The sequence below is a fragment of the Sphingomonas sp. UNC305MFCol5.2 genome (assembly GCF_000712135.1).
Taxonomy (GTDB): Bacteria; Pseudomonadota; Alphaproteobacteria; order Sphingomonadales; family Sphingomonadaceae; genus Sphingomonas.
In genome coordinates, this window is record NZ_JOOE01000001.1 from 1,194,383 (window position 1) to 1,218,566 (window position 24,184).

Annotated in this window: 21 protein-coding genes and 1 tRNA gene; 8 read left to right on the forward strand and 14 right to left on the reverse strand. The window is 66.6% G+C overall.

Features of this window, described 5'->3' with window-relative positions; all coding sequences use genetic code 11:
• Positions 1 to 82 precede the first annotated feature (82 nt).
• Positions 83 to 619 carry a hypothetical protein gene (locus BR78_RS20855; protein WP_051683202.1) on the forward strand — a complete coding sequence of 179 codons (537 nt, stop codon included), beginning with the start codon at positions 83 to 85 and terminating at the stop codon, positions 617 to 619.
• A 6-nt stretch (positions 620 to 625) separates the two neighbouring features.
• Here the strand turns inward: BR78_RS20855 and BR78_RS20860 are convergent, their stop codons facing one another.
• Positions 626 to 1,372 (reverse strand): DoxX family membrane protein, encoded by a 747-nt coding sequence (locus tag BR78_RS20860; RefSeq protein WP_051683203.1) that lies wholly within the window; start codon positions 1,370 to 1,372, stop codon positions 626 to 628.
• A gap of 169 nt (positions 1,373 to 1,541) precedes the next feature.
• Between BR78_RS20860 and BR78_RS20865 the strand changes: the two genes are divergently transcribed.
• Positions 1,542 to 2,393, forward strand: a complete 852-nt coding sequence (locus BR78_RS20865) for a hypothetical protein (RefSeq protein WP_051683204.1) — start codon at positions 1,542 to 1,544, stop codon at positions 2,391 to 2,393.
• A gap of 521 nt (positions 2,394 to 2,914) precedes the next feature.
• On the opposite strand, the gene lepA is transcribed toward BR78_RS20865, so the two are convergent.
• Genes lepA through pnuC form a run of 3 tightly spaced genes read right to left on the reverse strand, consistent with a single transcriptional unit; the run spans position 2,915 to position 5,848 of the window.
• Positions 2,915 to 4,723 carry a translation elongation factor 4 gene (lepA, locus tag BR78_RS0105795; protein ID WP_029935607.1) on the reverse strand — a complete coding sequence of 603 codons (1,809 nt, stop codon included), beginning with the start codon at positions 4,721 to 4,723 and terminating at the stop codon, positions 2,915 to 2,917.
• A gap of 55 nt (positions 4,724 to 4,778) precedes the next feature.
• A complete protein-coding gene (locus BR78_RS0105800) occupies positions 4,779 to 5,297 on the reverse strand; it encodes an AAA family ATPase (RefSeq protein ID WP_029935609.1) in 519 nt (172 codons plus the stop codon).
• Positions 5,294 to 5,848 (reverse strand): nicotinamide riboside transporter PnuC, encoded by a 555-nt coding sequence (gene pnuC / locus BR78_RS0105805; RefSeq protein WP_029935612.1) that lies wholly within the window; start codon positions 5,846 to 5,848, stop codon positions 5,294 to 5,296. The genes BR78_RS0105800 and pnuC overlap by 4 nt, the downstream gene beginning before the upstream one ends.
• Positions 5,849 to 5,941: 93 nt before the next feature.
• On the opposite strand from pnuC, the gene BR78_RS0105810 reads away from it, so the two are divergent.
• Positions 5,942 to 7,240, forward strand: coding sequence for an FAD-dependent oxidoreductase (locus BR78_RS0105810; RefSeq protein WP_029935613.1), 1,299 nt, complete (start codon positions 5,942 to 5,944; stop codon positions 7,238 to 7,240).
• Between the two features lie 90 nt (positions 7,241 to 7,330).
• Positions 7,331 to 7,407: transfer RNA gene (locus BR78_RS0105815), tRNA-Pro, on the forward strand.
• 163 nt (positions 7,408 to 7,570) lie between these two features.
• Here BR78_RS0105815 and BR78_RS0105820 read toward each other — a convergent pair.
• The 5 genes from BR78_RS0105820 to BR78_RS0105840 form a co-directional block, all read right to left on the reverse strand.
• Complete coding sequence (locus tag BR78_RS0105820) at positions 7,571 to 10,081, reverse strand: ABC transporter permease (protein WP_029935616.1); 2,511 nt, start codon at positions 10,079 to 10,081, stop codon at positions 7,571 to 7,573.
• A gap of 10 nt (positions 10,082 to 10,091) precedes the next feature.
• Complete coding sequence (locus BR78_RS0105825) at positions 10,092 to 12,524, reverse strand: ABC transporter permease (protein ID WP_029935618.1); 2,433 nt, start codon at positions 12,522 to 12,524, stop codon at positions 10,092 to 10,094.
• Positions 12,525 to 12,645: 121 nt separating this feature from the next.
• Complete coding sequence (locus BR78_RS0105830; RefSeq protein ID WP_029935620.1) at positions 12,646 to 13,326, reverse strand: ABC transporter ATP-binding protein; 681 nt, start codon at positions 13,324 to 13,326, stop codon at positions 12,646 to 12,648.
• 20 nt (positions 13,327 to 13,346) lie between these two features.
• Positions 13,347 to 14,654, reverse strand: a complete 1,308-nt coding sequence (locus BR78_RS0105835; protein WP_029935621.1) for an efflux RND transporter periplasmic adaptor subunit — start codon at positions 14,652 to 14,654, stop codon at positions 13,347 to 13,349.
• Positions 14,655 to 14,712: 58 nt separating this feature from the next.
• On the reverse strand, positions 14,713 to 14,946 hold the full coding sequence (locus BR78_RS0105840) for a hypothetical protein (protein ID WP_029935623.1): 234 nt from the start codon (positions 14,944 to 14,946) through the stop codon (positions 14,713 to 14,715).
• A gap of 152 nt (positions 14,947 to 15,098) precedes the next feature.
• Between BR78_RS0105840 and BR78_RS0105845 the strand changes: the two genes are divergently transcribed.
• Both BR78_RS0105845 and BR78_RS0105850 read left to right on the forward strand, forming a co-directional pair.
• Complete coding sequence (locus tag BR78_RS0105845) at positions 15,099 to 16,493, forward strand: sigma-54-dependent transcriptional regulator (protein WP_029935625.1); 1,395 nt, start codon at positions 15,099 to 15,101, stop codon at positions 16,491 to 16,493.
• Entirely contained in the window at positions 16,483 to 17,805 is a 1,323-nt protein-coding gene (locus tag BR78_RS0105850; protein ID WP_029935626.1) for a sensor histidine kinase, read from the forward strand. Before BR78_RS0105845 ends, BR78_RS0105850 begins: the two co-directional genes overlap by 11 nt.
• Here the strand turns inward: BR78_RS0105850 and BR78_RS0105855 are convergent.
• Genes BR78_RS0105855 through BR78_RS0105865 form a run of 3 tightly spaced genes read right to left on the reverse strand, consistent with a single transcriptional unit; the run spans position 17,802 to position 20,343 of the window.
• Positions 17,802 to 18,680, reverse strand: coding sequence for a general secretion pathway protein GspK (locus tag BR78_RS0105855; protein ID WP_037565986.1), 879 nt, complete (start codon positions 18,678 to 18,680; stop codon positions 17,802 to 17,804). The two genes, BR78_RS0105850 and BR78_RS0105855, sit on opposite strands and share 4 nt — an antisense overlap.
• Positions 18,677 to 19,285 (reverse strand): type II secretion system protein GspJ, encoded by a 609-nt coding sequence (locus BR78_RS0105860; RefSeq protein ID WP_081855617.1) that lies wholly within the window; start codon positions 19,283 to 19,285, stop codon positions 18,677 to 18,679. Before BR78_RS0105860 ends, BR78_RS0105855 begins: the two co-directional genes overlap by 4 nt.
• Before the next feature lie 14 nt (positions 19,286 to 19,299).
• Positions 19,300 to 20,343, reverse strand: coding sequence for an ABC transporter substrate-binding protein (locus BR78_RS0105865; RefSeq protein WP_029935632.1), 1,044 nt, complete (start codon positions 20,341 to 20,343; stop codon positions 19,300 to 19,302).
• A gap of 23 nt (positions 20,344 to 20,366) precedes the next feature.
• Between BR78_RS0105865 and BR78_RS0105870 the strand changes: the two genes are divergently transcribed.
• Positions 20,367 to 21,059 (forward strand): hypothetical protein, encoded by a 693-nt coding sequence (locus BR78_RS0105870; protein WP_231478168.1) that lies wholly within the window; start codon positions 20,367 to 20,369, stop codon positions 21,057 to 21,059.
• 277 nt (positions 21,060 to 21,336) lie between these two features.
• On the opposite strand, the gene BR78_RS0105875 is transcribed toward BR78_RS0105870, so the two are convergent.
• Entirely contained in the window at positions 21,337 to 21,783 is a 447-nt protein-coding gene (locus BR78_RS0105875) for a hemerythrin domain-containing protein (RefSeq protein WP_029935636.1), read from the reverse strand.
• A gap of 230 nt (positions 21,784 to 22,013) precedes the next feature.
• Between BR78_RS0105875 and BR78_RS0105880 the strand changes: the two genes are divergently transcribed.
• Positions 22,014 to 22,907, forward strand: coding sequence for a hypothetical protein (locus tag BR78_RS0105880; protein ID WP_029935638.1), 894 nt, complete (start codon positions 22,014 to 22,016; stop codon positions 22,905 to 22,907).
• Between the two features lie 40 nt (positions 22,908 to 22,947).
• Here BR78_RS0105880 and BR78_RS0105885 read toward each other — a convergent pair whose 3' ends face one another.
• Positions 22,948 to 24,174, reverse strand: a complete 1,227-nt coding sequence (locus BR78_RS0105885; RefSeq protein ID WP_029935641.1) for a type II secretion system F family protein — start codon at positions 24,172 to 24,174, stop codon at positions 22,948 to 22,950.
• Between the last annotated feature and the right edge of the window lie 10 nt (positions 24,175 to 24,184).

Here is a 24,184-nt window from a genome sequence, read left to right on the forward strand (position 1 = left end):
GCGGAGCCTAGCCGCGTCGAACCTTCGATTTCGTAAAGCCGTCCGCATGGACGCCGCCGCGCACCCGGGCTAGCGCTGAACCATGATCCTCGGTCCCCCGGAACAGATCGATTCGGCCACCCGCGCTTTCTGCGCCACGATCTCGCCCGAGCCGCCGCTCTACGTCCGCGTCGAGCCGGTCCGCGGCGCCAAACCCGCTTACTGCTTCGACAATTCGGTCGCGCAGGCGCTGCGCCACGGCGGATCGGCGGTCTATGGCTGGGCGATCTGGCACTGGCCGGGCCGCTGGTTCGAAGCCGAGCATCACGCCGTCTGGCACACGCCCGACGGCGACCTGCTCGACGTCACGCCGCAGGCCGGCGATCCTTCTCGCATCCTGTTCCTGCCCGATCCCTCGGCGCCCTACGATCCCGCCACCTTTCGCCGCAACATCATGGCCCCCGACGGGGACAGCGCGGCGGTGCGCGAATATATCGCACTGGTCGCCGCCCGCGGCGACATCACCGATCGTTATTGGGAGCCGGGAATGGACGTCCTCCCCTTGTTCAGCCCTGAGGACCAACGCCGCCTCGACCCCATCGACGCGCGCATGGCGGAGCTCCGCGCCGCCTTCGCCTGAGCCGCGCTATTTCGCTGCCGTCCGCATCGCCCAGGCGGAGCCCGCGATCAGCAGCGCCGCGCAGCCCATCGTCCATTCGAGATGGCTCCCCGGCGCCGCCGCGATCCGCGGCACGTGCACCAGCAGCACGAAGCTCCCCGCCATCGCCGCGAGCAGGGTCGCCGCGAGCCGCAGCCGGATCCCGCTCAGGATCGCCAGCCCCGCCGCGAGATGCCCCGCGCCCGTGGCATAGGCCCAGAACAATCCGCCCGGGATCCAGCCCGGCACCATCGCCGCGGTGATATCGGCATAGACGAAGTGGCTGATCGCGAAGACGATCGCACACAGCCCGAACCCCGTTCGCGGCAGTATCCGCACCCAGCCCGGCACGCCACCGCCGCGCGCGGCCAGCGCCAGCTGCGCGCCGCCCGCACTCATCGCAGCGATCTCGCACAGCCCGAGCAGTTCGCCGACCAGACCGCCCGCCGGCGTCCGCAGCACGATCGGCAGGTGCAGCCCGATCGCCCATAGCCCGAACCACGCCCCCAGCAGGGCCGCGCCCCAGAAAGCCGTCCGCCGCATCACCGCCAGCGCGCCGCCCGCGATCAGCACCAGCGCGCTCGCGATCGCCAGCGGCACATTACCCGCCAGCGCCGGCGGCACCGGCTGCCATTGCAGTGCGAAGTCGGCGAAGGCGAGCCCCACCGCCCCCATTCCGATCGCCCCCGCGCCATAAGCCAGCGCATCGGTGTCGATCGCGTCGCGTGCGCGCATGTTCCCCTCCCCTGGTTTGGCGCCGACTCATAGCCGCGCGCCGGCACTCCGCCCGATCCCTGCGCGCGAGCGTCATGGATTTGCGGGCGAACGTTCGCCGCCTAACTCTTGGAACATGAATGGAACATTTTTCTTTCATTTATGAACCTTTTTGGTTATATTCCCGCAAATGAAGAACCGTGTCCCCGTCCCGCGCGACGAACGCGCGCCGCTCCCGGACTTTGTTCCGGTCCCCCGCACCTGCGCTCGCCACGATGGCTGGACGCCCCAGCGCCAGCGCGCTTTCATCGAAGCGCTCGCCGAGACCGGCTCGGTCTCCACCGCATGTCGCATGGTCAACATGACGACGGTCGGCGCCTATCTGCTGCGCCGCCACCCTCAGGCGCACGAGTTCCGTCGCGCATGGGAGGCGGCGCTCGACATGGGCGTCCAGCGCCTCAAGGACGAGGCTTTCGATCGCGCGATGAATGGCCAGCTCGTCCCCGTCTTCGTCGGCGGCAAGCTGCTCGGCTATCGGCGGGTGAAAAGCGACCGGCTGCTGATGTTCTGCCTGCGCCATTACGGGCAGGACGCGCAGGGCAAGCGCGTGACGATCAACTATTTCAGCAGCAAGGCGAGCGCCGGCGCCGACGCGGCGGCGCAGCCTCTGGTGGAAGGGCAACAGCCACAGGCGGCGCTCACCCATGCCCAGGCCTCCACCACCACGCTGCGGACCACCATGACCGCCCCGGCAGGCCCCGCCGCCGCCGAGCGATGCGATATCGCTGCGGCTACACTCGCCGCCTTCGACGGCGTCGCGCTCGATCCTCAGGCCGAGGCCGATATCCTGGCCGCGCTCGAAGCCTGCGCCGAACGCCAGCGCACCCTCCCGCTCGAGGACGATCCCGACGAATCCTATGTCAGTGCGGGCGAGGTCGAGAATCCCGCAGGATATGCCGGCGAGCTGGAGAGCGGGCTTGAAAGCGAAGATTTGTGGGTGCCGGAAGAACGCGGCGATTCGACCGACGGGCTAGAGAAATGAAACCTTGTAAGCAGCGGGCCCAAGCGACACGACTTCCTCCAACGGAGGAGGCCGCGCCGAGCAGAGGACTCACTATCGGCTCAACAGCAAAGCTCCCTGCGTTCCAGCGGGTTAACCTCGATTGTTCGGAACATGGCGGCGATCCGGGGATTGTGCCCCTGCCGCGATGAAGAATGCGGGGAGGGTTGTATCATGTGTTCCATACGCCGAATGGCGCGGCTGCTTGCGCAGCACGCTTCCGCCGATCCACGCCAAGGCGCGCCGGGGCACCCCCGCGCGGCGGAGCGTTCCGCACCGCTACCGGCACCGTCGGGCCAGCGGCGCTGAATGTGCGCTGACGACGCAGTTGCGGACGTTCATTCCCTCTCCCCTTTAGGGGAGAGGGTGGCAAGCGAAGCGAGCCGGGAGAGGGGCAAGAACCACGACTTTGCCGCACTTCCCCTCTCCCCTTTAGGGGAGAGGGAGAACTGGCGGCAATGACAGCTTTCCCACCCACATTCAGTGCGTAAGCCGGGCAGGCCTCACTCCTCGCCCATCCGCAGCGCCGCGATGAACGCCTCTTGCGGGATCTGGACGCTGCCGTACTCCCGCATGCGCTTCTTGCCCTCTTTCTGCTTCTCCAGCAGCTTGCGCTTGCGCGTGGCGTCGCCGCCATAGCATTTGGCGGTCACGTCCTTGCGCATCGCCGCGATCGTCTCGCGCGCGATCACCTTGCCGCCGATCGCCGCCTGGATCGGGATCTTGAACAGGTGGCGCGGGATCAGGTCCTTCAATCGCTCGCACATGCCGCGGCCGCGGCTCTCGGCGGTCGAGCGGTGGACGATCATCGAGAGCGCGTCGACGGGCTCGTTGTTGACGAGGATGCCCATCTTGACGAGGTCGCCCGGGCGATGGCCGATCTGCTCGTAATCGAAGCTCGCATAGCCGCGGCTGATGCTCTTGAGCCGGTCGTAGAAATCGAACACGACTTCGTTGAGCGGCAGCTCGTAGGTGAGCTGCGCGCGGCCGCCGACATAGGTCAGGTCCTTCTGGATGCCGCGGCGGTCCTGGCAGAGCTTGAGGATGGAGCCGAGATATTCGTCGGGGACGTAGATCACTGCCTTGATCCACGGCTCCTCGATTTCCTCGATCCGGTTGGGATCGGGCATGTCGGCGGGGTTGTGGAGCTCGATCGACCTGCCCTCGGCCTCGCCCGCGGCCTTGGTCAGGCGCATCTTGTAGACCACCGAGGGGGCAGTGGTGATCAGGTCGAGATCATATTCTCTGGAGAGCCGCTCCTGGATGATCTCGAGGTGGAGCAGGCCGAGAAAGCCGCAGCGGAAGCCGAAGCCGAGCGCGGCGCTGGTTTCCATCTCGAACGAGAACGAAGCATCGTTGAGGCGCAGCTTGGAGATGCTCTCGCGGAGCTTCTCGAAGTCGGCGGCGTCGACCGGGAACAGCCCGCAGAAGACGACCGGCTGGACTTCCTTGAAGCCGGGGAGCGCCTCCGGGGTCGGGCGCTTGGCGTCGGTGAGCGTGTCGCCGACGCGCGCCTGCGCGACTTCCTTGATCTGCGCGGTGATGAAGCCGATCTCGCCGGGGCCGAGGTCGGGGAGCTGCTCGATCTTGGGGCGGAAGGCGCCGACGCGGTCGATCAGATGCGTCGTGCCTGCGGCCATGAACTTGATCTGCTGGCCCTTCCGAATCGTGCCGTCGATCACCCGGACGAGGATGACGACGCCCAGATATGGATCGTACCAACTGTCGACGAGCATCGCCTTGAGCGGCGCGTCGGCATCGCCCGTGGGCGCCGGGATGCGCTCGACGATCGCGTCGAGGATCTCGTCGATGCCGATCCCCGATTTGGCGCTGGCGAGGACGGCGTTGCTCGCGTCGAGGCCGATGATCTCCTCGATCTCGTTGCGGACCTTCTCCGGCTCGGCGCTGGGCAGGTCGATCTTGTTGATCACCGGGATGATCTCGTGATCGTGCTCGATCGACTGATAGACATTGGCGAGCGTCTGCGCCTCGACCCCCTGCGCGGCATCGACGACGAGCAGCGCGCCCTCGCACGCGGCGAGGCTGCGGCTCACTTCGTATGCGAAGTCGACATGCCCGGGCGTGTCCATCAGGTTGAGGACGTACCCCTTCCAGTCGAGGCGCACGGTCTGCGCCTTGATCGTGATCCCCCGCTCCTTCTCGATGTCCATGTTATCAAGGACTTGGGAGGACATCTCGCGTTCGGAGAGCCCGCCGGTGCGCTGGATCAGCCGGTCGGCCAGGGTCGATTTGCCGTGATCGATATGCGCTATGATCGAAAAGTTGCGGATCTTGGAAAGTTCGGTCGCCATGATCGCGCGGCCCTAGCAGGGGCGACGCGCGATGCGAAGGGGGTGCGCGCCGACCTTAGGGCCGATACGCCGCGATCGCCGCGAGCGCAGCCTCGAACCGCGCCTCGCTTTGCCCGCCGATCAGCGCCCAGCGCACGCCACGGCGCTCGAGCTCGGCCTTGGACAGCTCGAAGAAACGGCGGCGGAGCGTCTCGGTGCCGAACATCCGCGTGCCGTCCTTGATCCACGGCAAGTCGATGTCGAACAGCAGATACAGGTCCGCAGTGTTGTCCCAGGCGTCGAACCACGGATCGCGCTTCGCGAACAACATGTCCGCCCACACCGCAGTCATCAGCGGATCGGTGTCGAGGATCAGCGGGTCCGCGCCCTGTGCCAGCAGCATGCGGGCGCCGGCATCGTGGTTCTGCGCGATCTCGATCAGGTCGCGCATCGTGAACATGATGCCGTTCGCCTCGGCATAGTCGCGACCATATTCGTCGAGCATCTCGCCGCCGAAATGCTCGGCCAATCGCCTGGCGATCGTCGTCTTTCCCACGCTTTCGGGGCCGTGAAGGCAGATGGTACGCGGGATCATGCTTTGGCTTTGTTCCACTGGATCAGGCCCCAGACCGACAGGGCGAGGAAAACGACATACAGCCCCGCGGTAGGCCAGAGCCCCTTGAGGGCGAACAGCGGCACCGCGGCCAGATCGACGAGGATCCACAGCACCCAGCTTTCCCATTTGCGGCGCGACTGGAGGATCTGCGCGGCGATGCTGAACATTGCGATGCTGCCGTCCCACCAGGGAAAGGCGGCATCGGTGTAGCGGTGCATCAGCGCGCCCCATGCGGCCGACGCGGCGACGCAGCCCGCGAACCAGACCAGCCGGGCGGCATTCCCCAGCTGCTCGATGCGCACTTCGCCGGTTCGGACACGCGAACGGGTCCAATTCCACCAGCCATAGAGGTTCACGGCGATGTAGAAGAGCTGGAGCAGCGCATCGCTGTAGAGCTTCTGATGGAAGAATATCCACGCGTAGAGCGACACCATCGCCAGCGCGAACGGGTAGTTCCACATGCTCCGCCGGACCACCAGCGTCACGTTGATCAGCCCGAACAGGGTGGCGGCGGCTTCGATCGGGCTCACCGGCGCATGCCTAGCAGCAACTTCGCGCAGGGGTCGAGTGGGTTGCCCTGCGGAATTGTCGCGCTAGGCTGTCCCAAAATGCGAGAGGGCAGTATGCGTCACATCGCGGTGATCGGCTCCGGGCCGGCCGGCTATTACACTGCCGAAGCTTGCCAGAAGGCGTTCGGGGAGAGTGTGCGGGTCGACATCATCGATCGCCTGCCGGTGCCCTTCGGGCTGATCCGCACCGGCGTCGCCCCTGATCACCAATCGATCAAGGGCGTATCGCGACGCTACGAAGCCGTCGCGCTCACCGACAATGTCCGCTTCGTCGGCAATGTCACCATCGGCCAGGACATATCGATCGACGAGCTGCGCGCACTCTACGACGCCGTGGTGCTAGCCACCGGCGCACCGCACGACCGCAAGCTCGACATCCCCGGTGCCGAGCTACCCGGCGTCGTGGGCTCAGCGGCGTTTGTCGGCTGGTATAACGGCCATCCCGATTATGCCGATCTCGCGCCGCCGCTCACCGGCCCCGCGGTGGTGATCGGCAACGGCAACGTCGCGCTAGACGTCGCGCGGATCCTCGCCAAGACCAGTGAGGAGTTCGTCGGCTCCGACATCGTCGGTCATGCGTTCACGGCGCTGCAGGGCGCCCATATCGACACCATCACGCTCCTCGGCCGCCGCGGCCCGCACCAGATCGCGATGACGCCCAAGGAACTCGGCGAGCTCGGCGAGCTCGAGCGCGCGCGGCCGATCGTCGATCCGGTCGACCTCCCTCCCCTCGACACCGATTCGCTGCTCGATCCCGGCCAGCGCAAATCGGTCATGCACCTGCGCAATTTCAGCGGCGCCAACGGCGCGGACAAGCCGATCCGCATCGTCTTCGATTTCTTCGCGATGCCCGTCGCGATCGAAGGCGACGGCAGGGCCGAGCGCGTCGTGGTCGAACGTACCGCGCTCGACGCCGAGGGCCGCGCCAACGGCACCGGCGAGCGCTATACGGTGCCCGCCAGCCTGGTGGTGAGCTGCATCGGCTATCGCACGCCGCCGATCGAAGGCGTGCCCTATGACGATCGCTCCGGCCGCTTCGCCAATGACGAGGGGCGTGTGCTGCCCGGACTCTACGCAGTCGGCTGGGCCCGTCGCGGGCCGACCGGAACGATCGGCACCAATCGTCCCGACGGCTTCGCCATCGCCGACAAGATCGCCGCCGATATCGGCGACGGTGCGGGAAAGCAGGGGCGCGTCGGCCTCGACGCATTGCTCGCCGGGCGCGGCGTCGAGGTCGTGACCTTCCGCGACTGGCAGAAGATCGAGGCAGCCGAAAATGCCGCGGCGCGCGAAGGATCCCCGCGCGAGAAATTCACCAGCATCGATGCATTGCTCGCCGCCAGAAATCCGTGATCTTGGACGCTTGCGCGACTCAAGCGCCATGGTTATAGGCGCCGCTCCAGCATCGGTTCGCCCATCGAAGGCGCTGAATCGATACTCCGTCGGGGAGTAGCTCAGCCTGGTAGAGCACTGTCTTCGGGAGGCAGGGGCCGGAGGTTCGAATCCTCTCTTCCCGACCAAATTTTCAGAATCGAATGATATCGCCGAGGAAATCCCGCGAGGCAAAGGCCGAACCGCGGTCTCCTGATCACTCGATCCGGATCCATATCCGCCGCAGCCGCATGTGAAGCGGGCGAGGGGTTGCCCCCTCGCCCGCCCGGACCATGCCCTGAGCTGACGCGCCTACTCGTAGCGCAGAGCATGGACCGGATTGGTGCGCGCGACGCGGAAGGCGTGCGCGCCGATCGTTCCGATGGCGATCAGCAGCGCCAGCAATCCCGCAAGGACGAACGGGGTGGGCGTCAGGCTGACGCGGATGTCGAACTGGTTGAGCCAGTCGCGCATCACCCACCAAGCCACCGGCCACGCGATCAGGTTCGCGATCAGCACCGGCCTGCTGAATTGCCACACCAGCAGCCGCACGATGTCCCGCGTGCGTGCGCCCAGCACCTTGCGGATGCCGATCTCCTTGGTGCGTCGCTCGGCGGTGAACGCGGCGAGCCCGAACAGCCCGAGGCAGCCGATCATCGCGGCGAGGATCGCGAACATCCCGAACAGCTGGGCGCGGGTCTCGTCGCGATTGTAGAGGTTGTGGACGATCTCGGTGACATATTGTGCGGTGAAGGGAAGCTCGGGGACGAGCCGCTTCCAGATCGCTTCGATCTGATCGCGGATGGGCTTCATATCGCCGCTGGCGCGCACCAGCAGGCGGTTATAGCCGCGCGTCTGATAGAAATAGACGATCGGCTGGAGGGGTTCGCGAACGGTGCGGTAGCGCACGTCGGCAACCACCCCGACGATTGTCGCTGGCACCCAATTGCCCGCCTCGGGCACAGTGAAGCCGACCTGCATCGGCTTACCGATCGCTTCCTGCGCGCTCTTGAAGCCGAGCCGCTTCGTGGCGGATTCGGAGAGAATGACGTTGGTGCCGCGCGCGACGAACGCTTTTTCCGCGGCAATGTCGACCGGGTACGGCGTCGTCGAATCGTCCATGGCATTGGCTTCGGAGAAGTTCCGCCCGGCGAGCAGCTTCATTCCCAGCGAGTCCATGACGCCGGGTTCGATTCCATAGACGCCGAGGTTGATCGTACTGGTCTGCCCGGGCAGCCGCGCATCGGTAATCGAATTGTTGCCCGGATTGACTCCGATCGACGTGCGGGCGACGGCCGTGACGCCGGGAATCTTTCGGATCTCCTCGCGCATCGTCGCCGCAACTGCTTCGGCTTGCGGCGCCGCGATGCCGTTGATCTGGATAAGGCCTTCGCGGCGATAGCCCGCATCCGTCGTCCGCGCGTAGATGGTCTGCGAATAGACCACGGCCGTGCAGATGATCAGCCCGATCGACACAGCGAATTGGCCGACCACCAGCAGGTTGCGCAGCCGTCCATTGCCCTCGGCATCGGCGGCTGACTTGTTGGCCTTGAGCACGCGCGCCGGCTGGAAGCGCGACAGATAGAGCGCCGGATAGACCCCGCCGGCGAGGCCGACGAGAATCGCAAGGACCACTATCGGGAGCAGGATGCCCTGGCTGCCGAGATAGCGGATCTGCATCTCCGCATCGAGGAAGCCGTTGAGCAGCGGCAAAGCCAGCTCGGCCAGCGCAAGCGCGACCAAAGTGGCGATGGCGGAGACCAGAATAGACTCGCCGATGAACTGGACGACGAGCTGTCGGCGAGTCGCGCCGAGTACCTTGCGCAGTGCCACTTCGCGCGCGCGCTGCGAGGCCCGCGCCGTCGCAAGATTGGTGAAGTTGATGCAGGCCATGCCGAGAATCATCAGCGCGACCACGGCGAAGGTGAGGATGGTCTGCTTGTCGCTGCCCGGTGTCGAGGCCCCGTTCTGCGCCTCGCCGAGGTGAATGTCGCGAATGTTGGTCAGGCGGTAATCCTGATACGTGCCGGGGTTCCTCAGCGGCCCCGTATCGCCGGGAGTGTCTGGAATATTGCGCTTCTCCCACGCCGGCATCTGCGACATGATCGTGTTCACGTCGGTGCCCGGCTTGAGCTTTACGTAAACCACGCCTCCCTGCGAGTTCCACGAGGTGAGGAAAGTGGGATTCTTGGCGAAATAGGTCTGCGGATTGAACCGGGCGACGACGTTTGGCCGCAAATGGCTATTGCGCGGAAAATCCTTGAAGATTCCGGTCACGCGATAATCCTCGCGAATCTCGTCCGTCATCACTGCGATCGTCCTGCCTATCGGATTGACGTTGCCGAAGCGCGCTTTGGCCTCGCTCTCGCTGAGCACCAGCGCGTGCGGATCGTCGAGCGCGTGGGTGCGATCGCCCGCGACGAACGGCGCCTGCAGGACGTCGAAGATGTTGCCGTCGGCGAAATAGGCGTTTTCGGGGCGCACCGCCCGGCCATTCTGGAGGAAGATCATTCCTTGGCTCGTGATGTAAACGCGCTGCTCGATCTGCGGGAAGTCCTTCTCGAGGGCGGTACCCGAAACGAAGCTCGTCACCTGGAGCTTCATCTCCTCGCCGCCCCGCTCGGTCGGCTTGTAGAAATCCTGGAGCTGGTAGGCATCCTTCGCGCCCGGAAGCCAGCTGTCATAGCTGAATTCGTAGCGCACGAAGGTGAGGATCAGCAGGCACGCGGCGATGCCCAGCGACAGGCCGAAGATGTTGATGAAGGCATAGACCTTGTTCTTGGCCAGGGCCCTCAGGCCTACGGTCACATAATTGCGCCACATGGTCTGGTTCCTACTCGTAGCGAAGCGCGTGGATGGGATTGGTGCGGGCGACCCGCAGCGATTGGCCCGCGACAGTGGCGATCGCGATGGCGAGCGCGAGCAACCCGGCGAGCGCGAACGGCGTGGGAGTCAGCGCGATGCGGATATCGAAGCCGTTGAGCCAGTCGCGCATCGCCCACCACGCCGCCGGCCAGGCGATCAGATTAGCGAGCACCACCGGCCGCGAGAATTGCCAGACCAGCAGGCGCACGATGTCGCGCACCTTGGCGCCGAGCACCTTGCGGATGCCGATCTCTTTGGTCCGCCGTTCCGTCGCGAACGAGGCAAGACTGTAGAGCCCGAGACAGGCGATCAGCACCGCCAGCGCCGAGAAGCCGGCGAACAACATGCCCCGTGCGCGATCGGCGGCGTAGAGCTCGTGCGCGATATCGTCGACGAAGCGCGCCTCGAACGGGATCTCGGGCTCGAACTTGCGCCAGATCTTGTTCAACGCCGCCATCACCTCGCCCGGACGCGCTGCGACGAAGCGGACCAGCACCACCTCGGTCGCGTCCGGATCGACGGAATAGAAAGCCGGCTCAATGGCCTCGCGCGCGCTGCGAAAGCGCATGTCCTCGACCACGCCGACGATCGTCGAGGGGACCAGAGGGCCACCGCGCATCGCCCGCACCGTTTGCCCGATAGCCGCCTGCGGGGTGCGGAAGCCGAGCTTACGCGCCGCGGCGCGGTTGATCACGATGTTGACGCCCCGCACGGCGCGCGCCTGATCATCGCCGGCCGGAACCCGATCGAGCGCGATGCGATCGTCGAACCGGCGACCGGCGAGCAGGTCGATGCCGGTCGTCTGAAGATATTCGGCATCGACGCCATAATAGCTAAGCGACTGATATTCCTCAGCGCCGGGGGGCTTCACCAGCCATACCGGCCGCATGTCGGAAGCGAGCGGGATCGAAATCCGCGTGGTACCGGTGACACCGGGAATTGCGGTCATCGCGGTATGGGCGGCGTCGTACTCGCTGCCCTTGGCGAAGCGCCACGCATTGACGATCTGGATCAGCCCGTCCCGGCGATAGCCGGGGTCGACCGTTTCGACATAGCGCGTCTGCGAGAAGATCACCCAAGTCGAGGCGATTAGGCCGATCGCGATCGCGAACTGGATTATCACCAGCCCAGTGCGGAAACGGCCATTGCCCGGCGTCTCGACCGAGGATTTGTTGGCGCGCAGTACGTCTGCGGGACGGAAGCGGCTGAGATAGAAGGCCGGGTAGAGCCCGCCGAGCAGGCCGGTCGCGAGGAACAGCCCCAGCGCGGGAAGCAGCATGCCCGCAGGCCCGAGATAGGCGATGCGGATGCCCGCGCCGATCGCCGCGCTAATCCACGGCGTCGCCAGCTCGACAATAGTCAGCGCGAACAGCATCGCAACGCCCGCCATCACGACGCTCTCGCCGAGGAATTGCACGATCAACTGGCCGCGCGAGGCGCCGAGCACCTTCCGCAGCGCCACTTCGCGGGCGCGCTGGGTTGCGCGCGCGGTCGACAGGTTGACGAAGTTCATCACCGCCATCGCCAGCGTGAGCAAGGCGACCACGGCGAAGGTGGCGAGCGCGCGCGGATCGCCGCCTGGGGTCAGCGCCGAGTCCTGTGTGGTGCCGAGATGGACATCGGCCAGCGGCACCAGCTTGAGATCGACGGCGTCCGACATACCGAGGATATTGCGCTTCTCCCAGCCCGGAAGGCCCGCGTTGATCGAAGCGGCGTCGGCGGCGCGGCGCAGCTTGACGTAATGCTGCTGGTTGAAATTGCTCCAACCGCGCTGCTCAAGGGGGATCGCGCCGAGGTCGCGGCGGAAAAGCAGGCTCAGGCGCAGGCTGGTATTGCGCGGCAGATCGCGCAGCACGCCGGTGACGCGATAATCGCGTTTGCCCGGTCCGGCACCGAGGCTCAGCTGCTTGCCCAGCGCGTCCGCGGTGCCGAAATGGCGGATCGCCTCGCTCTCGGTGAGCACGATGGAATTCGTGTCGGGAAGCGCGGTCGCCGCCCCGCCCTGCGCGAAGGGAAGGCCGAGCACGTCGAAAAAGTTGGCGTCGACCGTAGCCGCATCGATGAAGGCCGGCTGGCCGTCGCGCTCGGTGACGGTCTTGCCGGGCGCGAGCGAGGTCACCGCCTCGACCTGCGCGAAGCCGCCGGGCAGCTTCTCGTAGACGATGAACGGGCTCATCTGAACGTTCCGCGCCGGCTGGCCCGGCAAGTTGAACTTCGTCTGGACCTGATAGATGCGCCCGCTGTCGGGCAGCCAGGCGTCATAGCTGCTCTCGTAGCGCACATAATTGAGGATCAGCAGGCACGCCGCCAGCCCCAGCGCCAGCCCGCCGATATTGATCCCGGCATAGATGCGGTTGCGGGCCAGCAGCCGCAGCGCAGTCGTCAGATAGTTACGCCACATTCGGCATCCCCTTGCTGCTCCCCTCCCCCTCATTTGGGGGGAGGGAGAGGAGCGTGGCGCGAGGGTCGGCCACTGCTCCTCTCCCAGCCCTCTCCCCGGAAGCGGGGAGAGGGCGACCTCTTCACGCCGCCCGGCGGCGTTCCTGCAAAATGCGGCCGTCGAGCATCGAGACGATCCGCCCGGCATAATCGGCGTGCGCGGGCGAGTGTGTGACCATGACGATGGTCGATCCTTCGCCGTTCAAAGTCTGCAGCATCCGCATCACTTCCTCGCCGTGATGCGTATCGAGGTTGCCGGTCGGCTCGTCGGCGAGGATCAGCTTGGGGCTGGCGACGAGCGCGCGTGCCACAGCGACGCGCTGCTGCTGGCCACCCGAGAGCTGGCTAGGCCGATGCTTCGCGCGGTGCGCGATGCCGACCTTGTCCATCACTTCATCGACCCGGCGCTTGCGCTCCGAGGCCGAGACATTGTGATAGAGCAATGCCAGCTCTACATTGTCGCGCACCGACAGCTCGTCGACCAGGTTGAAGCTCTGGAAGATGAAGCCGATGCTCTCTTTCCGGACGTCGGCAAGCTTGCTCTCGGAGAGGCCGGCGACTTCCTTGCCGTTGAACACGTAGGAGCCGCTCGACGGGCTATCGAGCATCCCGATCATGTTGAGCAGAGTCGATTTGCCGCAACCCGAAGGCCCCATGATCGCGACGAACTCGCCCTCGGCGATGTCGAGATCGATCGCGTCGAGCGCGGTCGTCTGGACCGTGTCGGTTCGGTAGACCTTGGAGAGTTCGCGCATCGTCAGCATGAAAATCCCTTTCATTGGAATTATTTGGTCAGGTCCAGGCGCGTCTTGTCGGTGTAGCCGGTATAGGGTGAGGTCAGCACCTTCTCGCCGGCCTCGAGCCCCTCAAGCACTTCGATGAATTCGGCGTTGCGGCGGCCGAGGCGGACCTGGCGCTTCACTGCGCTGCCGCCGTCGGGCGTGACGACGAAGATCCAGTTGCCGCCGGTCTCGTTGTAGAATGCGCCATTGGGAACGAGCAGCGCGGGCGTGGGGTCGCCCAGCGTCAGCCGCGCCTGCATCGTCTGGCCGCGCTGGATATTGGCAGGTTCGGCCCCGACGAACTGCAGGTCGACCTGGAACTGGCCGTTCTGCACCTGCGGGTAGATTTTGGTGACCTTGGCGTCATAGCGCTTGCCGCCGAAATCGAGGCTCGCCTTCTGCTGGAGCTGGACGCGGCCGAGATAGAATTCGTCGACCCCGGCGATCAGCTTGTTGCGGCCGGGGCTGTCGATCTGTCCGACGCGCTCGCCGCGCTGGAGCGACTGGCCGACCTGCACCGAAAAGCCCGAGAGCTGGCCAGCGACCGGCGCGCGCAACTGGAGCGCATCGAGGTTCGCCCGGGCAATCGAAAGGCCCGATTGCATCGATTGCGCCGCGGCCTGCTGCTGCGAGAGCTGGCTGGTCTGCAGCCGGGCGTCGGTGGCCTGGCTGCGCTTCAACGCTGCAAGGGTGCGCTGACTGAGCTCGTAGTCGGCCTGGGTATCGGCGAACTGCTTGGCGGAGACGAAGCCCTTCGCGGCAAGCGGCTTCTCGCGCTCATATTGGCGGCGCGCCTTGTCATTGACCGTTTCGGCCGCGAGCACTGCGCGCTCGTTCGAGAGCCGGGTCTGGGCGAGCGCGAGTTCCTGGCTGCGCATATTGTTGATCTGCTGCTCGACTTCGGTCTGGCGCGCGAGAGTCGAGAGCTGGAGCTCGGCGTTCGAGAGCAACGCGATCGGCTGGCCTTGGGCGACGGTCGCGCCGTCCTCGACCAGCATCTTCTCGACACGCCCGCCCTCGACGGCATCGATATAGACGGTGAGCAGGGGCGTGACCCGGGCGCGGAGCGGAATGAAATCGTCGAATGTGCCCTTCGTCACCGTCGAGATGGTGACATGATCCGCCCCGACCGTCTGGCTGGAGCCCGAAGGCGCGAACCACCAGAACAGCAACGCCGCCACCAGCACCACCGCCCCGCCGATCGCGATCTTGACCCTCGTCGAGAGCTTCCGCGTCTCGACGACTTCGTCCATGCCGCTGCCGGTTACCGGACGGTCCCCCATATTCTTCTGCATCCGAACGACACCCATGGTCATGACTTAGCAACCCCCGTGCCAAGCCCGGTGCGGAGGCAGGTTGCGAGACTGATCACAGGATCGCGCCCGTACAAGCGTTCGAATTCGGACACTTCTGTCCGAAATCGAACGCCAGGCTGATCGACGCAAAGCCGAGCCGGAGCAGTGCGTGTCCGCTGTTCTCGCGCACCGCGACGTCGAGCATCGCCTGCGGTTTGCCTGCGAATGCCAGCGCCGCACAGACGAGCGCGGCCAGCAGCACGGCGTTTCTCGCCAGTTTTCCGCTCCGGTTGCCAAACACCTGCATGATCCCCGTTCCGTGATTCTGGCGGGACGCTCAGCAGGAGCCGTGCCAACCGCGCATTTCCGCGACTTTGCGACGAACGGCGACGGCGATCGGCCCTTGGCACGCAAATTGATTGTCCGGTACCGAACAGCCGCTGTACGGGAGTGGACGGCATGGGGAGCGGGCCCGAATTCGATTATTGCGTCGTGATCGACGACGACGACGACATCCTGATGGCGTCGCGGCTGTTGCTGCGCCGGCTGTTCGGTGATGTCGCCACCGTCCGCAGTCCCGACGAGGCGTTCCCGCTCATCCAGGCACGCACGCCCGACGTGGTACTGCTCGACGCCAATTTCGCGCGCGGCGCGACCGACGCGGCCGAGGGCCTCGCCTGGCTCGAGAAGCTGCTCGGCATGGATCCCGAGATGGTGGTGGTGATGATCACTGCGCATGCCGGGGTGCAGGTGGCGGTGGCGGCGATGAAGCGCGGCGCGACCGATTTCGTCTCCAAGCCCTGGTCCAACGACAAATTGCTCGCGACGGTGCGCACCGCGGCCTCGCTACGGCGATCGCGCAAGGCGGCAGTGGCCGGTGGAGCGGTGCCGGTCCCGGCTTCCTCGGTGGTCGCCGGCTCGGCGCTGCTCGGCCAGTCGCCCGCAATGGCGCGCGTGCATTCGCTGATCTCCCGTGCAGCACCGACCGATGCCAATGTCCTGGTGCTCGGCGAGAACGGTACCGGCAAGGAGCTGGTCGCACGCGAGCTCCATCGGCAGTCGCTGCGCGCGAACGACGTGATGCTGACGGTGGATCTCGGCGCGGTGTCCGAGGACCTGATCGATTCCGAATTGTTCGGCCATGTGAAGGGCGCCTTCACCGACGCGCGTGCCGACCGCGTCGGACGTATCCAGGCGGCGGATGGCGGGACCCTGTTCCTCGACGAGATCGGCAACCTGCCGTTGCGGCTCCAGCCCAAATTGCTGACCGTGCTGGAGCAGCGCCAGGTCACCCCGGTCGGCGCCAACAAGCCGGTCCCGGTCGACATCCGCGTGATCGCCGCGACCAATTTGCCGCCCGAGAAATTGCGCGACGAGAGCCATTTCCGGCAGGATCTGCTGTTCCGGCTGAACACCGTCGAGATCGATTTGCCGCCGCTCCGCGAACGGCTGGAGGACGTGCCCGAGCTGATCGAGCATTTTCTCGATCATTATGCAAAGCGCTATGGCCGCCCCCACCCTCAGCTGAGCGCTGCGGCGCGCACCGCTTTGCTCAGCCACGATTGGCCGGGCAACGTCCGCGCGCTCCGCCATGCGCTCGAACGCGCGGTGATCCTCGCGCGCGACGTGCCGCTGGAGCCCGAGGATTTCGCGCTGGTTTCGGGGGCGCCGCGGATCGCCCCCTCGGCGGTGGTGGCACCGCGGCCGGCGGACGATCTCAACCTAGAGCGCGTCGAGCGCCGGCTGGTCGAGGAAGCACTCAAGAAGCACGGCTACAACATCTCGCTCGCCGCGCACGAGCTGGGGCTGTCGCGCGCCGCACTCTATCGGCGAATGGAGAAGCATGGGCTTTGACCAGCGCTTCACGATCGGGCTGATCGCCTGGATCGGAGCGCTGGTGGCGGTGCTGCTGGCGTGCATCGCAGCGTTCGCGACCCCCGGGCTCGGCGCGGCGCGGATCGTCGCGATCGGAATCGCCGCGGCAACCTTCGCGGGGTTGTGGCGACACGTCACACGCACCAACCGGACGGTCGCGCGCTTCCTCGAGGCGCTCAAGTTCGGAGATACCGCGCTCCAGTTCGACGCGCAGGGCGGCGCGGGGTTCGGCGAACTAGGCGAATCGCTCAACGAGGCGCTGGGCCGCTTCCGTGCCGGACAGGACCGGGTCGCAGGCGAGTTGCGTTATCTCGATGCTCTGGTCGACGATATGCCGGTCGCGGTGCTGACGGTGAGCCCGGATGGTCATATCACCCTCGCCAACAAGGCGGCGCGACGGCTATTCACCGACGAGCACGGGACGCTGCCCGGAGATTTCGCAGTCTACGGCGCAACCTTCGCCCGGCGCCTTGCGAACAGTTCGCAAGGTGAAGAGCTATTGATTCTCAATATCGCGGGACGCCCGCAGCGGATGCTGGTGCGCGCGGCGACGCTCGAACGGCTGGGCCAGCGCACCCGCGCGATCAGCGTTCAGCCGATCCAGGGGACGCTCGACGCCGTCGAAATGGCGGCGCAGACCGATCTCGTCCGCGTGCTGACCCATGAGATCCTCAATTCGCTGACGCCGGTCACTTCGCTCGCCGCGACTGCGGCCGATCTGCTGGCTGACCCGGATCTCTCCTCCGATCCGCGCGTCAACGATGCGCGCGTGGCGGTCGAGACGCTCGCCCGGCGCGCGCAAGGGCTGAGCAACTTCATCGAAGCCTATCGCGCGGTGGCACAGACTCCCGAGATCAAGCGCCAGACCTTCACGGCGCGCCCCTGGGCGGACGAGCTCGCCCGGATCTTCGCGGCAAAAGCGCCCGAGGTGCCGCTTTCGGTCGCCGTCGCTCCCGATCACCTCGCGCTCGACGCCGATCCCGATCTGCTGGCGCAGGTGGTGATCAACCTGATGCAGAACGCGGTGCAGGCGATGCACGCGACCGATCAGCCGCGACTGACGCTGCGCCTGTCGGGCCACGGGCAGGCGACGGTGATCGAAGTCGAGGACAATGGCCCGGGGGTACCCGAGAGCCTGCGGCAGGACGTGTTTCTGCCTTTCTTCACCACGCGCGCCGCGGGCACCGGCGTGGGCCTCAATCTCGCCCGCCAGATCGTCATCGCGCACGGCGGGGCGATCGAAGTCACTGACGCGCCGGACGGCGGCGCGCTGTTCCGGATCGTGCTTTAGCCCTTCGCCACCGGCAGAGGCGGTGCGCCCGGCGGCACCGCGGCATTGCGCCAGCGCTCGACGGGGACGACCTCGACCGCGCCGTCCGGCGCCCGTCGCCGCTGGATCAGGGTCGCCGCCTGCTGGCTCGTGCCTCCGATCGTCGCGCGGGTGCGCACCCAGAAGGTGTTCGAGCGGAAGGACGTGCCCCAAGGCAAGGACACATTCTGATCGGTCAGGTCCTTCCCGGTAAGGAAGCCCTGTCGATCGCGTATCGCGACGAGGCGTTCGGCGATCAGCGGATCGCGGAACAGCAAGGCCAGCATCTCCTGATTGGCGGCGTTGAGGTTGAGCGAGGTCGTCCCCGGCAGCGCAGTCACCAGTCTCTCCAGCCGGTCCGCCACCTTGGGCTCGATGCCAGTCAGCCGCAGCGGACGCAGATCGGTGATCGGCCCCCTCAGCCGCACATATTCGACTGCGGCGACGATCTGCTCGGGCTTCAGACCCACGTCGTTGCCGATCGCCTGGAACAGGACCGTCGATGCGACCTCACCCGTGCGCACCGAATTGATGTTGAAACGGCCCTCGGCATCGGCGATCGCGAGGTCGAAGCTGCCGCCCTCGATCGGGGCGCCGCTCTCCGATAGCTTGGCCCAAGGCTCGCCGACATGATCGACTTCGGGCGATTGCTCGGCATCGCGGCGCAGTGCCACCACCGCCGAGAGCTCGCCGCCACGCACGATCGCCAGCGCGCGGGCCGCCTCGCGCGTGCGCAGGCCACGATCGAGCGCCAGTTCCTCGCGGTTGATCATCAGCAGCACGAGCCCCGCCGCAATCGCGACGAACATCAGCACATTGACGAGGATCATCCCCTCTTCGTCGCGCCGCCGCGTCACTGTTTCTTCTCCTCGGGCCGTGCCGGCAGCGCGATCACGCGGCGCAGCGACCCCGGCGCGCCGCCCGGCCCGGCGACCTGCATCTCGAGCGCCACTGCGCGCGGCCAGCGGTCCTTGTCCGCTTCCTTCATGGGCCAGCGATCGACCCACGCCCCATCCCAGAAGCGCCAGCGCGCACTCGCCACCCCCGCCAGCACGAGCTGCGGCGCCGGCCCGACGATGCGCACCAGCGCGCCGCCCGTCACGCCGTAGCGCAGCGGCACCGCAGCGCCGCCCATTCCGGGCGCCGAGCGAGTGAAGGAGATAGTGGCGCCGCTCCCGGAAATCGGTCCGGTGGCGATCTGCTCGACATCGCTGGAGACGACGAACATCGTGCGCTGCAGATCGGCGAGCCGATCGAACCGCTTTTCGGTGCGCCCCTGGACATTGATGATGCCCTCGACCAGCGCGAGCCCGGCCACCGCGATCAGCGCGAACAGTCCGAGCGAGATCATCAGCTCGATCAGCGTGAAGCCGGATTCTTCGTGGGAAGGTCGGCACCGGCCCGCTCCTCCACCCGGCCTCCCAACGGCAGGATCATGTGGGGGAGCGGGCCGGTGCCGCATCCCGCAAGAGGTTTTCACGACCCCGAGCTCACCGCCACCGGTTCGTAGCCGTGCGGCCGGGCCACGAGGATCGCGAAATCGCGCGCGACCGATCCATCGGTGCGGAAGCGCACAGGACCGGTCACGCAGCGGAAGCCCTTGCTGTCGAGCAGCCCCGCGGCGTTCAGCGTATTGGCGTTGCGCAATGCATTGGCGATCCCCGCCGCGTCATAAGCGAGGGCCGTGATCGTCCCGGCCTCGCCGCCGTTGCGCGCGGCGAACTCGCTCGCAAAGGTGCCGAACGCCGCCGGGTCCGGGCTGGCGATCCACGCGCCGTTCAGCGCCTCCAGCGCTTCGGGCCGATTGTCGATGCCCTGCAGCGTGCCGAGCAGCTGGACACCGCTATCCTTGAGCCCGCGCGCGGCGGCGAGCACTGCCGGACCGCTGCCCGGGATCAGCACCGCGTCGGGCGCCTCGCCGGGAGCGGGAAGCGGTTGCCCCGCTTTCACTTCGAGCACGCGCAGCCGCAGACCGAGCTCGCCTTCGAGCTGGCCCGCCGCCAGCGATGCCGCGGCGCTCCACGGGCTGCCGTCGTCGATCACCGCGACATTCTTCACTCCGCGCGAGCGGGCGTAGCGCAGGATCGCGCTGGTCAACTGCCGCGCGGTGATCCCGAAGATGTACGTGCCCGGCGCGCGCAGCACCGCATCGTTGCTGAACGCGATGATCGGCACGCGGCCCGCAACGGTGCTGGTCACCGCCGGAACTTCCTCGGCCGATAGCGGCCCGAGGATCAGGGCGGGCTTGCTGCGCAGCGCCTGCCCCGCTGCGGCGGCCGCTCCCGCGGCAGTCCCGCCGGTGTCGAAGGTCAGGACATATTGGCTGTTTTCCGCGAGCAACGCCGCCTGCCGCATGCTAAGGCCCAGCCGCGCTCGCGGTCCCGTGAGCGGCACCAGCAGGGCGACAGGGCGCTTGTCCTTCTTCTCGGCTGTTGCGAGAGCATGCGAGGGAAGCACGACCGATGCCGCTGACGCGACCAGGCCTGATTGCAGCAACCTCAGCAGGGACCGCCGGTCCATTGCCGACTCCGGATAGGGGGGGTGTGGCACGCCGGCGTATTATCGTCTTCGCCGCGCTCGGCATAGGGGCCTATCTGCTCGCCTTGATCGTCACGCTTCCGGCCAGCGCAGTGCTCAAGAACCGGCCGTGGCGCACCGGCGTGGCGGGGACGGTGTGGAACGGCGAGGTCGGCGTCGCCGGTGGCGCGAAGTTCGAGTGGCAGATGGCGCCGCTTCGCTCGCTCACCAGCCTCGCTTATTCCGCGGACTGGAAGGCGACGGGCCCGAACACCGATCTCGGAGGACGTCTTCTGGCGCATCTCGGCGGGCGCACGGTGCTCGACAAGGTCAGCGGCTCGGCCGACGGCAGCTTGCTGCAGGCGCTACAACCCAACCTGCCGTTCACTTGCGACCTGACGATGCAGGTCGAGATGGAGCGCATCGCGATCGGCGGCGGGGCGCAGATGATCAGCGGAAACGCGACGAGCGATCCCGGAAGCTGCCGCCCGAAAAACGCCGGCGCGGCCTCGGCGGTCCCCGCGCTGATTCTCACCGCCGAGCATATCGGCAATCGATCGCTGATCCGCATCGCCCCGATGGCGCAGCGTCGCAGGACATTGGTGACGTTCGAGCTTTCCGAGAGCGGCGCCGTCGATCTGTCGGTCACGCCCGATGGGGCGACGATGATGCCGTTTCTCGGAGTACCGGCGGGCGCGCGGATCCAGGGGCAGATGTAGGCCGCAGGTTCGCACCGTGGCGTGAGTGTCTGTTAAGCAGTATCGACATTCGGGCGCTGGAGAAGGCGGTCGGCCATCTCCGCAACCGTCACCCCGGCCGAAGTGCCGGGGTCCACCGAGAGGCAAGTGCCAGACAAGAGGCTCGAGCGCTGCCGGTGAGGCTTAGTGGACCCCGGCACTAGCCTGTCCTGAGCGCCTGCCTTGCAGGCAGTCGAAGGGGCCGGGGTGACGCCAGGATTTTGGGAACCGCTCCAAAAATTCTGAAAGTCGATTCCGCCTAGATGAACTCGACGAATGGTCGCGTTTCCGCGGCGCCGGGCTCGAGTTGCTGGATGAGAGGAAACACCACGCGCTCCTCCCATTTGATCCGTTCGATCGACAGCGCGAGCTGATCCCTGACCGCCGTGCGGTAACCGGCCCAATCGGCCCGAATCGCAACAGGGTTCCATCGGCCCGTATGCGACGCCAGCGTGAGCTGCAGGTCCATCAGGCCCGCTTTGTAGCGCTTGCCGATTCCCTGCGCGATCACATCGTCGCGCATGCCCAACGTCCGCTCGACGAATTTGGCTTCGCGAACCAGATGCGCGTCGGAACTCGCCGCCAGTTCGACGCGGACCTTGGTCAGATCCTCGATCGAAGGAGGGTTGTCAGGATCGATGATCCTGATGAGCCGATTGGCGAGCGCGACGATCTCGCGATGCTCTGTATGGAATTGCGTGATCATGGGAATTCTCCGGTCAGGCCGGCCTAACCTGTCGGCTATCCCTCTGATATTCCGCTATTAGACGGAGAGCCGCATTAACCATTTGTGAGGACCGGAGCGGTGCCGATCCTGCCCTCTTCGGGCTGTCGGCGAGAGCACGGATTCAGGGGGAATCGGATGCGCCATTGCCTTCCTGTCGGAGCAGAAATCGTGCATTCTGTTCGCGCGGATGAACGTCGGAGGACCAAGGCATGATAGCGGGAATCGTTCGCGGCTCTCTCTTTTCTGCGGCGCTTGTCGCCGCAGGGTCCGCGGCCGCTCAGGACCAGCCCGCCGCCCCCGAGACGCAACAGATCGTCGTCACTGGCAAACGGAGCATAGACCGCGAAATTCGCGATTTCGTCGGCGCATTGGCGGAAACGCCGGTGCAACGCCAGTTGAGCCGCTTCGAGCAATCGGTCTGCCCCACCGCCATTGGGCTCGCGCCCGCCCAGCGTGGCGCCCTGATCCAGCGAATGCGGCGCGTGGCCGAGGCCGCCGGCATCCGCGTCGGCGAGGCGAAATGCAGCGGGAATGTCGTCGTGGTGGTGACGCCGGACAAGCGCGTCTTTCTAAAGGCGCTTCGCGAGAAGAAGCCCGAATATTTCGGCGACATGTCGCCCAGCGAAATCCGCAAGCTGCTGGCGCAACCCGGGCCGGCCGTGGCTTGGCAATTGCGCGGACAGCCGCTCAGCGCGCGCGGCACCCCGATCGATGTCGACCCGGCGACCGGTCTTCTCCTGAACAGGACGACCGAACCGGCGTCGCGCCTGACCCCCTCGGCACGGCCGCAATTCGACGCCGCCGTCGTGATAGTCGAGACCAGGGCGGTGACCGGGCTAACGACGACCGAGGTGGCGGACTATGCCGCCATGCGCGCCTATGCCGGCATGGACCCGTCGCGACTTGGGGATTCCGCGGCGCCCACCATCTTGCGAGTACTCGAGGCGCCGATGGGCAGCGCGGTGCCGCCCAGTCTCACGGATTGGGATCTTGGCTATCTGCGCGGGCTCTACCAGAGTCCCCTGAATGCCTATTCCGGTGCCCAGCGCGCCGCGATCCGCCGCGAAGTCGCGCGACAAGTCCAGGGGGCGGACGCGAAATAAGCCCCCTTTGGACGCATTCCTGATCGGCCGCTCGTCCCGGCTAGAGCGTCACGAGATTATTGAGGTTGATGATCGGCAGCAGGATCGCGAGCACCATCAGCAGCACGAGCCCGCCCATCACCAGCAGAACCAGCGGCTCGACCAGCGAAACGAGGGTCGAAACCAGTGCATCCAGCTCGCGCTCGAGCTCGTGCGCGGCGCGGCCCAGCGCCGGGGCGAGTCGTCCGCTCGATTCGCCGCTAGCGACGATCGCCACCAGCATCGTCGGGAACACGCCCGCCTCCTGCATCGCCGCGCGCAAGGATATGCCCTCACGCACCCGTTGGGCGACGCCAAGCGCCTTTTCCTGCACCCAGCGATTGGGCGTCACTGCCGCCGCCGCGTGGAGCGCCTCGACCAGAGGCACCGCGCTTCCCACCAGGGTCGCCAGACTCCCGGCGAAGCGTGCCGCGTTGATCTGGCGGCTGAAGCGGCGGAACGGCCGGCGTTCGGTGAACATCCGGTGCAGCCGCAGCCGATTGGCGGCCACGCGCATCCAGCGCGCCGCGAACAGTCCCCCCACCGCCAGGGCGAGCAGCAGATACAGCCCGAAATTCTGCAGGAACCAGCTGATCGCGATCAGCATCCGCGTGAGCAGCGGCAGATCGGCACCGCGCGAGACGAAAACGCGGACGATGTCCGGCACGACATAGATCATCAGCAACACCATCATGCCGAACGACACGGCGGCGAGCAGCGCGGGGTAGAGCAAGGCGAGCTGGAGCTTCTGCCCGTTCGCTTGACGGTTCTCGACGAACTCGGCGAGGTGGTTGAGCACGTCGGGCAGCCGGCCCGAAGCTTCGCCCGCCGCAACCGAGGCGCGGTAGAATTCGGGGAATGCCCTGGGATGCTGCGCGAGCGCCGCGGCAAAGCTGCGTCCGTCGAGGATCGCGCCACGCACATCGAGGAGCAGTGAACTGACCTGCGTCTGCTCGGATTGGGTGGCGACGAGGCGCAGCGCCTCCTCGATGGCGATGTCCGATCCGGCGAGTGTGGCGATCTGGCGCGTGACGGTGGCGAGCGCCTTGGACGAGATGCCCGAGCGGCGCAGCCGGGGCAGCTCGATGCTGCCGAACGACCTGCCCCGCTCCGCGGCGGCCTCCACCGACAACGGCAGCAAAGCCTGCTCGCGCAGCAGCGCGCGGGCCGCGGCGGGGCTGGACGCTTCGATGATCCCCTTGCGGCTGGTGCCGGTGCGGTCCGCCGCACGCCAGGCGTAAGCGGGCATCAGATCCTCT